This is a genomic window from Butyricicoccus sp., assembly GCF_050872565.1.
Classification (GTDB): Bacteria; Bacillota; Clostridia; order Oscillospirales; family Butyricicoccaceae; genus Butyricicoccus_A.
The window spans coordinates 1-11,453 of sequence record NZ_JBNMHC010000035.1; the positions used below are offsets into that span (position 1 = coordinate 1).

At 51.9% G+C, this 11,453-nt stretch carries 12 protein-coding genes and 1 other annotated feature; of the genes, 11 read left to right on the forward strand and 1 reads right to left on the reverse strand.

Annotated elements, in window-relative coordinates; translation table 11 throughout:
• The coding region (locus ACR0P9_RS02875) for a glycogen/starch/alpha-glucan phosphorylase (protein WP_432617342.1) at window positions 1-672 on the reverse strand (672 nt) is incomplete at its 3' end.
• Between the two features lie 363 nt (window positions 673-1,035).
• Window positions 1,036-1,289 (forward strand) — a binding site (T-box leader).
• An 82-nt stretch (window positions 1,290-1,371) separates the two neighbouring features.
• Here ACR0P9_RS02875 and ACR0P9_RS02880 point away from each other — a divergent pair.
• From ACR0P9_RS02880 to ACR0P9_RS02930, 11 genes are all read left to right on the forward strand, one after another.
• Window positions 1,372-2,838: an anthranilate synthase component I family protein gene (locus ACR0P9_RS02880; protein ID WP_432617343.1), complete on the forward strand. Its 1,467-nt coding sequence runs from the start codon at window positions 1,372-1,374 to the stop codon at window positions 2,836-2,838.
• 13 nt (window positions 2,839-2,851) lie between these two features.
• Window positions 2,852-3,412: an anthranilate synthase component II gene (locus ACR0P9_RS02885; RefSeq protein WP_432617344.1), complete on the forward strand. Its 561-nt coding sequence runs from the start codon at window positions 2,852-2,854 to the stop codon at window positions 3,410-3,412.
• 36 nt (window positions 3,413-3,448) lie between these two features.
• Window positions 3,449-4,471, forward strand: a complete 1,023-nt coding sequence (trpD, locus tag ACR0P9_RS02890) for an anthranilate phosphoribosyltransferase (protein WP_432617345.1) — start codon at window positions 3,449-3,451, stop codon at window positions 4,469-4,471.
• A gap of 9 nt (window positions 4,472-4,480) precedes the next feature.
• Entirely contained in the window at window positions 4,481-5,275 is a 795-nt protein-coding gene (gene trpC, locus ACR0P9_RS02895) for an indole-3-glycerol phosphate synthase TrpC (RefSeq protein WP_432617353.1), read from the forward strand.
• On the forward strand, window positions 5,272-5,868 hold the full coding sequence (locus ACR0P9_RS02900) for a phosphoribosylanthranilate isomerase (protein WP_432617346.1): 597 nt from the start codon (window positions 5,272-5,274) through the stop codon (window positions 5,866-5,868). The genes trpC and ACR0P9_RS02900 overlap by 4 nt, the downstream gene beginning before the upstream one ends.
• Window position 5,869: 1 nt before the next feature.
• Complete coding sequence (gene trpB / locus ACR0P9_RS02905) at window positions 5,870-7,054, forward strand: tryptophan synthase subunit beta (protein ID WP_432617347.1); 1,185 nt, start codon at window positions 5,870-5,872, stop codon at window positions 7,052-7,054.
• The gene (gene trpA / locus ACR0P9_RS02910) at window positions 7,047-7,826 is read left to right on the forward strand and encodes a tryptophan synthase subunit alpha (protein WP_432617348.1); all 780 of its coding nucleotides are present in this window, start codon (window positions 7,047-7,049) and stop codon (window positions 7,824-7,826) included. The genes trpB and trpA overlap by 8 nt, the downstream gene beginning before the upstream one ends.
• A gap of 340 nt (window positions 7,827-8,166) precedes the next feature.
• On the forward strand, window positions 8,167-9,555 hold the full coding sequence (locus ACR0P9_RS02915; protein ID WP_432617349.1) for a pyruvate carboxylase subunit B: 1,389 nt from the start codon (window positions 8,167-8,169) through the stop codon (window positions 9,553-9,555).
• Window positions 9,556-9,566: 11 nt separating this feature from the next.
• The gene (locus ACR0P9_RS02920) at window positions 9,567-9,908 is read left to right on the forward strand and encodes an OadG family transporter subunit (protein WP_432617350.1); all 342 of its coding nucleotides are present in this window, start codon (window positions 9,567-9,569) and stop codon (window positions 9,906-9,908) included.
• A gap of 18 nt (window positions 9,909-9,926) precedes the next feature.
• Window positions 9,927-10,322: a biotin/lipoyl-containing protein gene (locus ACR0P9_RS02925; RefSeq protein ID WP_432617351.1), complete on the forward strand. Its 396-nt coding sequence runs from the start codon at window positions 9,927-9,929 to the stop codon at window positions 10,320-10,322.
• Between the two features lie 15 nt (window positions 10,323-10,337).
• A partial coding sequence (locus tag ACR0P9_RS02930) for a sodium ion-translocating decarboxylase subunit beta (protein ID WP_432617352.1) occupies window positions 10,338-11,453 on the forward strand: 1,116 nt, incomplete at its 3' end.

The window sequence follows — 11,453 nt, forward strand, 5'->3', positions numbered from 1 at the left end:
ATAGTGCTGATCGTTGAACTCGTTGAAGTCGAAGGAAGACAGCGGCTCAGCCTGCCACAGACGCAGGTTGCCGATGTGCTTGGTGCCGTAGCCGATAACCGGCAGATCGTACGGTACTGCACGAACGGTCTGATCGGCAAAGCGAACGAGGACAGCATCGGAATCCACGCGGATGCTCCACGGATCGCCGAAGCGAGTCCAGTCGTCAGCGGTCTCCTTCTGGAAGCCGTCCTGAATATACTGCTTGAACAGACCATATTTATAACGAATGCCGTAGCCGTCGAGCGGAAGATCCAGCGTTGCTGCGGAATCCAAGAAGCACGCAGCCAGACGACCCAGACCGCCGTTGCCCAGAGAAGCATCTTCTACTTCTTCCATGTCGGACAGCTTGAGGCCGCGCTCGTTAAACAGCTTTTCTACTTCATCGTAAATACCAAGGCAAAGCAGATTGTTATAGATTGCACGGCCAATCAGGAATTCAGCAGACATATAGTAAGCATGTCTGGATTCGCGGTGCAGCTTCTGGCTCTCCTTCCACGGAGTCGCAATCTGTGCCATAATCGCTTTAGAAAGAGCGTGGTGAATATCCTGTGCATTGGCTTCATGTAAGTCCTTGCAGCGGTCACTCTTCAGGTATACTTCCATCTCTTCCATCAGTTTGGTACAATTCATTGTGTCTACCACCTTTCTCTACAGTAGGCAAATGCAGACCCTGTCGCAGGGTTTCGACAGCGGCGCGGTATCTCTTCTCCGTCTTACGCGCGCCGTTTTTGCCCGCCATATGTGCCTTACGCTGAAATGATTATAGCATACCCTTTTGATATTTTCAATAAAAAAATGGTAAAAGTATGTAATTTTCTTGTTCATATGTACCTTTTGTAACAATTTCGTTGTGTTTTTTCGTATCTTTGCAAAGTTTATTTTTTGTTTTTATATCACACAAAGCAATATTTTCCAGTTTTCCGGAAGCAAAAAATAATTTCTGTCTCCCCACTTGACAATGCAGTACTTCTGTGGTACTTTTAATACAACATTTGAAAACCGTTGATCGAGACAAGTACGTTTCGTGAAGTACGCACAGAGAGCTGTAGATGGTGGGATTACAGCGGTACGGATGATGCAGAATGGACTCGTGAGGGCAGCCTGAACACAGCTTTGTAAGTAGGTGCTGACGGATTCCCGCCGTTATCGTGGAGCGCACATGTTGGTGTGCGATGAGTGGTCGATTTCTTTCCGGAACATCGGCAATATGGGTGGCACCGCAGAAGCTGATAGCTTTTGTCCCAGAGATCTAGCAGAGATGCAGGCTCGGGATGAAGGCTTTTTTTATTGTCTTTTCCCACCGCATCCATTCAGAAAGGACGATAAACCATGCTGAAACCTACTTCTTCCGAAATTCAAGCATATGCAGCGGACTATTCGATGATTCCGCTGTGCCGCGAAATTTATGCTGATGTTACCACACCAATCGCGCTTCTGCGAAAGATCGCGCAGGTATCCAATCGATACTTCCTGTTGGAAAGCGTAGAGGGCGGTGAACGCTGGGGACGCTACTCGTTCCTCGGATACGACCCACTCGTACACATTGTATGTAAAGATCACGTGGTTACCACAGAATACGCTGATGGCCGCCGCGAGAGCGTAACGACGGATCAGCCCAATGATATTCTCCGCAAGCTGATGGCGCAGTACAAGGCACCGCGCATCGAAGGCTTTCCGCCGTTTACCGGCGGTCTGGTTGGCTATTACGCATATCGCATGATTGGCTATGCCGAGCCGACACTGAATCTTCGTTCTAGCGATGTTGATGATTTCGACCTGATGCTGTTCGACAAGGTCATTGCTTACGACCATCTGTCACAAAAAATTGATGTCATCGTCAACATGCCGACCGACAACGTACTGGAAAACTACGGCACGGCACGCGCAGAGATCGAAAAAATGATTCGTCTGATCCGCGAACCGATGCAGCTTCCGGTCACCCGCAAGCACTGCAAGCCGCAGTTCACCTGCAACGTGACCAAGGAAGAATATTGTGACATCGTCAACAAGACCAAGCAATATATTGTAGACGGTGATATTTTCCAGGCAGTTCTCTCCCGCCGGTTTGAGACACCGTATACCGACAGCCTGCTGGACGCCTACCGCGTTCTGCGCACCACCAATCCTTCTCCGTACATGGTTTATCTGCACCGGGATGACATTGAGCTGATGAGCACCTCTCCGGAAACCTTGGTTCGTCTGAGAAATGGCCGTCTGGCAACCTTCCCGGTTGCCGGTTCCCGTCCGCGCGGCGCAGACAAAGAAGAAGATCTCGCACTGGAAAAAGATCTGCTGTCAGATGAAAAGGAGCTTGCCGAGCACAACATGCTCGTCGATTTGGGCAGAAACGACATCGGCAAACTGTCTCAGTTCGGCTCTGTCGAAGTGACGGACTATCAGATGATTCATCGGTACTCCCGCATCATGCACATCACATCGGTTGTCGAAGGCAATATCCTGCCGAAATTTGATGCCTTTGATGCCATCTCCACCCTGCTCCCTGCCGGAACCTTATCCGGCGCGCCGAAGATTCGCGCCTGCGAAATCATCGAAGAACTGGAGCCGTGTGCACGCGGCGTATATGGCGGCGCACTCGGTTATGTCGATTTTACCGGCAACATGGATACCTGTATCGCCATTCGCATGGCAGTGAAAAAGAACGGCAGAGTCACTGTACAGGCTGGCGGCGGCATTGTCGCTGATTCCGTACCGGAAAATGAATACATGGAATCCCAAAACAAGGCTGGCGCAGTAATCGCTGCGATTGAACGCGCTGCCGAAGTGGACGCAGACTGAGAGGTGCTTTGCAATGCTTTTACTCATTGATAATTACGACAGCTTTTCCTATAATTTATATCAGATGTGCGGCACCATCGAGCCAGATATTCGCGTATACCGCAACGACCGCATCACGCTGGAAGAAATCCGCAAGCTGAATCCCGATCACATCATTCTCTCCCCTGGTCCGGGCCGTCCGTGCGACGCCGGTATTTGTGAGGATGTCATTCGGGAATTTGCCGGAAAAATTCCGATTCTCGGTGTGTGCCTCGGCCATCAGGCGATCTGCGAAGTATACGGCGGCACAGTCACCCACGCCAAGCACTTGATGCACGGCAAACAGAGCATTGTCTCGCTGGATCACAGCTGTCCGTTGTTTGCCGGTCTGGCAGACGAAATGGCTGTTGCACGGTATCACTCCTTGATTGGCACCAACCTGCCGGATACGCTCAAGATTGTATCCACCGATTCTATCGGTGAAGTGATGGCAGTCATGGATAGAGACAAACAGGTATTTGGCTTACAGTTCCATCCGGAATCCATCCTCACCCCACAGGGCTCCGTTTTATTGAAAAACTTCCTCGCCCTCTGAAAGCATACCTATTCTAGATAAAGGAGCGTCCTCGTTATGATTAAAGAAGCGATTGAAAAAATTGTCACCCGTGAAGATCTGACTTATGATGAAGCCTATCAGGTCATGAATGAAATTATGAGCGGCGAATCGACCTCGACACAGAACGCCGCATTCCTCGCAGCGCTCTCTACGAAGAGTGCCAAGTTTGAAACCATTGATGAAATTTCCGGCTGTGCTGCCGCGATGCGTGAACACGCCATTCCGGTAGATACCGGTGATCTCAAGTGCTTGGAAATCGTCGGAACCGGCGGTGACCGTTCTAATTCGTTTAATATCTCGACTACTGCTTCGATTATCATCGCCGCAGGCGGTCAGCCGGTAGCTAAGCACGGCAATCGCGCCGCTTCTTCCAAATCCGGTGCTGCAGATTGTCTGGAAGCCCTCGGCGTCAACCTGAATCAGACACCGGAGAAATGCATCGAGGAACTGAAACAGGTTGGACTGTGCTTCTTCTTCGCCCAGAAGTACCATACCTCTATGAAATATGTCGGTGCAATCCGCAAGGAGCTTGGCTTCCGCACGATCTTTAATATTCTCGGTCCAATCACCAATCCGTGCAAGCCATGCTATCAGGTTCTCGGTGTATACGGCGAATATTTGGTTGAGCCGATGGCTCACGTACTGTCCAGCCTCGGTGTCGAGCGCGGCATGGTTGTATTCGGTCAGGATACCATGGATGAAATTTCTATCAGCGCACCGACTACCGTATGCGAATTTGCAAACGGTGAATACAAGACCTACACCATTCAGCCAGAGGACTTCGGCTTCCCGCGCGGCAGCAAGAGCGATATTGTCGGCGGTACCGGTGAAGAAAACGCACAAATCACCCGCGATATTCTGTCCGGCAAGGAACAGGGCGCAAAGCGCAACATTGTCCTGATGAATGCTGGTGCCGCACTGTATATCTCCGGCAAGGCAGATACACTGGCTGACGGCGTAAAGCTGGCAGCACAGCTGGTTGACTCCGGCAAGGCTATGCAGACGCTGGAAGCTTATATCGCTGCATCCAACAAGTAAGAGGGCTGGATCATGATATTAGATGAACTTGCTGCTTACGCACAGCAGCGTGTACGCGCTGACAAGCAGGTACACCCCTTAGAGGAACTCAAAGAGCGCTGCAAAAGTTTTCCTTCCCGCACGCCGTTTGCTTTTGAGCAGGCTCTGCGCGGAGACGGCTTATCCTTTATCTGTGAAGTCAAGAAGGCATCGCCTTCCAAAGGCATTATCGCAGAGCAGTTTCCGTATCTGGACATCGCCAAAGAATACGAGCAAGCCGGAGCAGACTGTATCTCCTGCCTAACCGAACCCAAATGGTTTCTTGGAAGCGATGCGATCTTTACCGACATTCGCGCCGCGGTACAGACACCGATGATTCGCAAGGATTTTACGGTGGATGCCTACCAAATTTATCAGGCCAAGCTGATGGGTGCTGATGCTGTTCTGTTAATCTGTGCCATTTTGGACACACAGACCATCGAACAGTATCTTGGCATCTGCGAGACACTGGGACTGACCGCTCTGGTCGAGGCACACGATGCGAAGGAAATTCAATCCGCTGTCGCCGCCGGTGCCCGCGTCATCGGCGTCAACAACCGCAATTTGAAAGACTTCTCTGTTGATTTTTCCAATGCCAGCCGTCTGCGCGATTTGATTCCGTCAGAGAGCTTATATGTGGCAGAATCCGGCGTATCCTGTTCCAAGGATGTCGCAGATTTGCGCAGCATCGGCGCAGATGCCGTGCTCATGGGCGAAGTGCTCATGCGTGCACCGGACAAAGCCGCCCTGCTCGCTGAAATGAGAAATGCAGGTCTGCATCGATGAAAGTAAAGATTTGCGGTCTCAGCCGCCCAGCAGACATTGAAGCCGTCAATCAATATCAGCCGGATTATGCCGGTTTTATCATCAACTTTCCCAAGAGCCACCGAAACTGCACCCCAGAGCAAGTACAGGTGCTGCACGCGCAATTATCGGATAGCATTCCTGCTGTTGGCGTGACCGTCAATCAGCCGCTGGAAACCGTTGCCGCTCTGTTGGAGCAAGGTGTGATTGACATCGCCCAGCTGCACGGACAAGAGGATGAATCGTATATTGACGAACTCAAATGGCGCACCGGCAAACCGGTATGGAAGGCATTTCGCATTCGTTCGGCTGATGATCTGGATGCGGCGCGTGCCAGCAGTGCCGACATGATCTTGCTCGACAACGGCTACGGCACCGGCGAAACCTTCGACTGGACACTGGTTCGAGACATCGGACGCCCATTTATCTTGGCAGGCGGTCTGTGTGAAGACAATATTGACGATGCTGCAAAGATGCAGCCGGATACAATGGATATTTCCAGCGGTGTGGAGACCAATCGCGTCAAAGATCCCGAAAAAATCCGCACCCTGATCGAGAGAATAAGGAGTATTTAACATGTCAAAAGGAAGATTCGGCATTCACGGCGGACAGTACATCCCCGAAACTCTAATGAATGCCATTCAGGAACTGGAAGAAGCATACAACTATTATAAAAATGATCCGGCATTCAATGCTGAGCTGGAAGAACTGCTCAATAACTATGTCGGTCGTCCGTCTCTGCTGTACTATGCAGACAAGATGACCAAGGATCTGGGCGGTGCAAAGATTTATCTCAAGCGAGAGGATCTCAACCATACCGGTTCTCATAAGTTGAACAACGCGCTGGCACAGTGCCTGCTCGCCAAGAAGATGGGCAAAACTCGCGTCATTGCAGAGACCGGTGCCGGTCAGCACGGCGTTGCCACGGCAACTGCTGCTGCTCTGCTCGGTCTTGAATGCGAAGTCTATATGGGTCGTCTGGACACTGAGCGTCAGGCACTCAATGTCTACCGCATGAAGCTGCTGGGCACCAAGGTGCATCCGGTAGACAGCGGCACCGCAACTCTGAAGGATGCCGTTTCTGAGACGTTCCGCGAATGGGTCAGCCGCATTGAGGACACCCATTATGTTCTCGGCTCTGTCATGGGTCCGCATCCGTTCCCGACGATCGTTCGTGATTTTCAGGCTGTGATTTCCAAGGAAATCAAGCAGCAGATTTTGGAGAAGGAAGGTCGTCTGCCGGACGCTGTCCTCGCTTGTGTCGGCGGCGGTTCCAATGCCATCGGTGCTTTCTACAACTTTATCGAAGACGAAAGTGTCCAGCTGATTGGCTGTGAAGCTGCCGGTCGCGGCATTGATACCAAAGAAACAGCCGCAACCCTGTCCACCGGTCGTTTAGGCATTTTCCATGGCATGAAGTCGTACTTCTGCCAGGACGAGTACGGTCAGATCGCACCGGTTTACTCGATTTCTGCCGGTCTGGATTATCCGGGTATTGGTCCGGAACATGCGATGCTGTTCGATTCCGGCCGTGCCAAGTATGTACCGATTACCGATGAAGAAGCCGTACAGGCTTTCGAGTATCTGTCCCGCACAGAAGGCATTATTCCGGCTATTGAGTCCGCACATGCCATTGCGTATGCGCAGAAGCTCGCGCCAACCATGTCTCCGGATCAGATTATTGTTGTCAATGTCTCCGGCCGCGGCGACAAGGACGTAGCAGCAATTGCACGTTACAGAGGGGAGGATCTTCATGACTAAGATTGCAGATGCATTTGCAGCAGGCAAGGCGTTTATTCCATTTTTAACTTGCGGTGATCCGGATTTGGAGACCACCGAAAAACTGATTTGTGCCATTGCAAAGGCTGGTGCCGATCTCATCGAGCTTGGCATCCCGTTCTCCGACCCGACTGCCGAAGGTCCGGTCATTCAGGAGGCAAACCTGCGTGCACTGTCCGCAGGCACAACCACCGACAAGATCTTCGATATGGTTCGCCGCGTGCGCAAGACGGTATCTATCCCGATGGTATTCATGACCTATGCCAATGTCATCTTTTCCTACGGTGCAGATCGGTTTCTCCAGACTGCCGCAGAAATCGGCATGAACGGCATTATTGTACCTGACGTTCCGTTCGAGGAAAAGCAGGAATTCGAGCCGCTTTGCCAGAAATATGGTCTGGATCAGATTTCCATGATTGCGCCTACCTCTCACGACCGCATCCGTGCGATTGCCGAGCAGGCAAATGGTTTCCTGTACTGTGTCTCTTCCCTCGGCGTCACGGGTACTCGCTCGTCGATTACGACAGACATCGGTGCAATGGTCAAGCTTGTCAAAGAGGTCAAGGACATTCCGTGTGCTGTCGGTTTCGGCATCTCGACACCGGAGCAGGCAGAAACGATGTGCCGTCAGGCAGACGGCGCGATTGTCGGCTCGGCTATCGTCAAGCTCATTGCGCAGTACGGCAGAGACAGCGTGCAGCCGGTTGCAGACTATGTGCGTTCTATGAAGAACGCCTGCCGCAGCGCAGAATAATCATTTATTTTATGCTTTTTTGTAACAAAACATCCTCTTTCTTCGGGAAGGGGATGTTTTCGCGTTTGTCAATGCGCATTTTGCCGGATTGCACTGTCATTTTTTGTCTACTTTGACTATCGCTTTTTTGCTTCTTTGCTTTTTTTACGAATTTCTGTTCAAAATATCTGTAATTATACGAATTTTGCATTGCAATACTGTGTATTTCTGATGTATAATAGCAGTGTTTGGATGGCCTGATTTGCGCGGCAAGAGGCGTTATGATCCGCATCATGTTCCGCCCAAAAACGTCATCCACTTATTTTCGTTATCTTTAATTACTTAAAGGAGCTGATACACTGTGCCAAAAAAACTGAAGATCACAGAGACCGTCCTTCGTGACGCCAACCAGTCTCTGTGCGCAACTCGTCTTCCGATGTCGGAATTCAAGCCGATTCTGGAGACCATGAACAAGGTTGGTTACCACTCCGTCGAGTGCTGGGGCGGTGCTACATTCGATTCCTGCCTTCGTTACCTGAACGAAGATCCGTGGGAGCGTCTGCGCACCATCCGCAAGGCTATGCCGGACACCAAGCTGCAGATGCTGCTGCGTGGCCAGAACATTCTGGGCTACAAGCACTACTCTGACGACACCGTTCGCGCTTTCGTTCGCAAGAGCGTTGAGAACGGCATCGACATCATCCGTATTTTCGACGCGCTCAACGATATGCGCAACATCGAGACCGCGGTTGACGAATGCCTGAAGGCTGGCGGCGAAGCACAGGGCACCATTTCTTACACCCAGTCCCCGGTTCACACGCTGGAGAACTACGCAAAGCTCGGCAAGCAGATTGAAGAGCTTGGCTGCCAGTCTCTGTGCATCAAGGATATGGCTGGCGTTATGAGCCCGCAGGAAGTTTACGACCTCATCACTGCTCTGAAGTCTGAGGTGAAGATTCCGATCGTTGTTCATACCCATGCTACCACCGGTCTGGGCTCTATGACCTACCTGAAGGCTGTTGAGGCTGGCGCTGACGTCATCGACTGCGCAATCTCTCCGTTCGCAGGCGGTACTTCCCAGCCGTGCACCGAAGCTATGGATCACGTACTCGTACAGATGGGTTATGAGACCGGTCTGGATCGCGCAGAGATGCGTAAGGTCAACGAGTTCTTCGAGCCGATCAAGAAGGAATACGTTAAGGAAGGCAAGATCAATCCGTTCGTTATGAACGTCAACACCAACGCCCTCCACTACAAGATTCCGGGTGGTATGCTGTCCAACCTGATTGCAAACCTGACCGATATGAAGGCTCTGGATCGTCTGGACGAGGTTCTGGCTGAGGTTCCGAATGTCCGCAAGGATATGGGTTACCCGCCGCTCGTTACTCCGCTGAGCCAGATGGTTGGTTCTCAGGCTGTTAACAACGTCCTGATGGGCCAGCGTTACAAGAACATCACCAAGGAAATCCGCGCATACATTCGCGGCGAGTACGGCAAGGCACCGGCTGAGATCAATCCGGAACTGGTAACTAAGGTTCTGGGCGAAGGCAACAAGCCGATGGAAGGCCGTTATGCAGAGACTCTGAAGCCGGAGATTCCGGAAGCTGTCAAGAAGCTGGAAGGCATCGCCGAGAGCGAAGAGGATGTTCTGTCCTATGTAGCATTCCCGCAGCAGGCTGAGAAGTTCTTCCAGTACCGCGAGGAGCACAAGGGCGTCAAGGTAACATATTCCATCAAGAAGGTTGACTAAGGAGGCAGACAATGAACATTGGTGTAGGTGAAGCCCTGCTGATCTCGCTTTGTGGCTTCGTAACCGTATTCCTCCTTCTGCTTTTCCTGATTGTCGTCATTAAAATCATCACTGCTGTTGTTGTTACCCTACAGGGTAAGGACAAGAAGTCCGCTGCTCCGGCAGCACAGACCGCAGCTCCAGCCGCTCCAGCTCCGGCAAAGGAAGAAGAAAAGCCTTCCAAGCCGTGGGATGGCAAGCTGCAGCTGATTGATGTCGATGAAGAGACCGCGGCGTGCATTATGGCCATCATCAGCGATGAGACCGACATTCCGCTGGACGAATTGCAGTTTAGACGCATTCAGGCGCTTTAATTGGAGGTACAAAACAACATGAAATATATTGTAACGCTCAACGACAAACAGTATGAAGTTGAAGTAGAAAAGGGCAAGGCTGTCGCTGCTTACATCGGCGAAGCTCCGGCACCGGCTCCGGTTGCTGCTGCTCCGGCTCCGGCCGCTGCACCGGCTGCTGCTCCAGCTCCGGCTGCTGCCCCGGCCGCTCCGGCAGGTGCAGGTGACCCGATCACTTCCCCGATGCCGGGCACCATCCTCGACGTTCGCTGCCAGCAGGGTCAGACCGTAAAGAACGGCGACATCCTGTTCATTCTGGAAGCAATGAAGATGGAAAACGAGATTTTTGCCAGCAAGGATGGTACGGTATCTTCCGTATGCGTATCCAAGGGCGCGTCGGTTGACACCGGCAGTGTTCTGTGCACCATCTCTTAACGGAGGTCGCAGACAATGGAATTTTCTTTCACTACCGTTCTCGGTAAGATTCTCGGGGAATCGGGTTTCGCGGGTTTTGCCAATGACCCAAGAAATCTTATCATGATTCTCATTGCGTTTGTCCTGCTGTACATGGGCATCGCAAAGAAGTTTGAGCCGCTTCTTCTCGTTCCGATCGCATTTGGTATGCTGCTGGCAAACCTGCCGAACGCAAACATCATGCAGGACGGCGGACTGCTCAACTACTTCTATTATGGCGTTAAATTCGATATTTATCCGCCGCTGATCTTTATGGGCGTCGGTGCAATGACAGACTTCGGTCCGCTGATTGCTCGTCCGTCCTCGCTGCTGCTCGGCGCTGCCGCTCAGTTTGGTATCTTTTCCGCCTTCCTCGGCGCTCTGCTGATCTTCCATTTCCCGGTCAACGTTGCTGCTGCTATCGGTATCATCGGTGGTGCAGACGGCCCGACCGCTATCATGGTAACTTCTCAGCTGGCTCCGGAGTACCTGTCCGCTATCGCTATCGCGGCGTACTCGTACATGGCGTTGATTCCAATGATTCAGCCGCCGATTATGAAGCTGTTTACTCGCAAGGAAGATCGTAAGATTAAGATGACGCAGCTGCGCGAAGTTTCCAAGGCTGAAAAGATCATCTTCCCGATCGCTGTTGCTACCATCGTTATCCTGCTTCTGCCGGACACCGCTCCGCTGATTGGTATGCTGATGCTGGGCAACCTGTTCCGCGAGTCCGGCGTATGCGACCGTCTGTCTGATACCGTTCAGAATGCTCTGATGAACTCCATCACCATCCTGCTTGGCACTTCTGTCGGCGCAACCGCTGCTGCAAGCACCTTCCTGACCAAGCAGACTATTTTTATCATCATTCTGGGTCTGGTTGCATTCATGCTCTCCACCTTCGGTGGCGTCATCTTTGGCGACATCATGTGCTGGGTTACCAAGGGCAAGATCAACCCGCTGATCGGTTCCGCTGGTGTATCCGCTGTTCCGATGGCTGCTCGTGTCGCTCAGATTGAGGGTCAGAAGGAAAACCCGTCCAACTTCCTGCTCATGCACGCTATGGGCCCGAACGTTGCCGGTGTTATTGGCTCCGCTGCTGCTGCTGGCTTCTTC